This window comes from Streptomyces sp. NPDC031274 (genome assembly GCF_055570235.1).
Window position 1 is genome coordinate 1 of the sequence record NZ_JBVIHP010000241.1, and the last position, 1,379, is coordinate 1,379.

The window sequence follows — 1,379 nt, forward strand, 5'->3', positions numbered from 1 at the left end:
CTCGACCCACACGCCCAACTGGGTTGTATGGATCTTCATGCCCTACTTCCTCTATGCGCCGTACCGGGTATACATCCAACTCCGCTACTTCCCAGCGGCGTTGCGCATGCTGCGCATCCTGCGTACGTACCCTTGGCAGGTGCTGTGGGATGTTCCGAACGGGCTGACCAAGCACCCCGACGTTCTGGGCACGCAGTTCGGCTGGTTCGAATTCCCCAACCCCGCCCGCCCCGAGCAGATGCTGCCGCTCGTCTTCCCCCAGCACATGCGGGTGAACTGGTGGAGCCGTCGAATGGCACCCCGCGCCAAGACCGAACTGAAGAGGCAGATCAGTCCTGTGTGGTTCGCCGGCGACCCGCGCTTCATCGGCCTCATTGCCGCGGCCACGCCAAGCGGCCGGTCGCCTCGACGTATGTGCGTCCTCCACCAACAGATGGCGGCCGAGGGGGGACGCCGCTTCGCCGACTGGGGTGCCACACCCGAGGACATCGAACGTGGCCGACGTGTCGGAATTCATCCAGCCCACCCCTGAGCAGCCCGGGAAGCGCCAGTTCCGTGACAACTCCCCATTTCACGCTCCACGAATCTGCCGAGGATCCGGACGCCGAAGTCTGGTTCGTCGAACCCGCGGGATTCACCGCGATCTCGTTCTGCACCCTGGTGGGCCGACAGGATTCCCAGGCCGCCCTTGACTTGGGCGACGCCTTGGCCCCGTTCCTTGACGCTGCGCCCGACGAGATGGCCCGCCAGCAATTCATCGGTCAACTCACCACAGGGCATGAGCTCTTGGCGGCACTGCGGGAAGTCGGGACGGCGCACTGCTCCATCGGTCTGCACCGCGATGACACGGGCGACATCAGGGGTGACGGCAAGAGTCGGCCGCTGCTCTCGCTCCTCACGCTCTCCTGGCGAGACACAGCGGTTGCCCCTCCCGCTGTCACGGCTGCCCGTGCGGTGACCTCTGCTGAGCATCACACCTGCATCGAGTACCTCGACCTGCCGTGCGGCCCGGCGACCCTCAGCGAGACCGTACGCACCCCGACACCTGTCAGCGGTCTTCCTCAGCAGCCGCTCCTCCAGATCCACGCCCACCTCCCGCATCCGGACGGCAAGCGCCTGGTGGTCCTGACCCTGAGCACCATGGCCCTGGAGCACCGCGAGGACTACCGGTCCCTGCTCCACCAGACCGCCGAACTGGTCAGCTTCGACAACCCACTGGAGGAGGCGCCGGACAATGAGTGACGTGAAGGCTCAGGGGAGCTGGCAGGGCGATGCGGACGGTCGCTGACCGCGGGAGCCTGTTCGGCTCCGCTAATCGCCCTCCCCCTTGCCCTTCCCCTTGCCCCCCTTGTCCTTCACACCCTCGGAGACATCCTTCG

At 66.1% G+C, this 1,379-nt stretch carries 2 protein-coding genes; both read left to right on the top strand.

Annotated features, from left to right (window positions below; all coding sequences use genetic code 11):
- Positions 1 to 532, top strand: a 532-nt coding sequence (locus ACZ5CR_RS45320) for a hypothetical protein (RefSeq protein ID WP_468869557.1), incomplete at its 5' end; no start/stop codon positions are given.
- 23 nt (positions 533 to 555) lie between these two features.
- Entirely contained in the window at positions 556 to 1,242 is a 687-nt protein-coding gene (locus tag ACZ5CR_RS45325) for a hypothetical protein (protein WP_468869562.1), read from the top strand.
- The last annotated feature ends 137 nt before the right edge of the window (positions 1,243 to 1,379 follow it).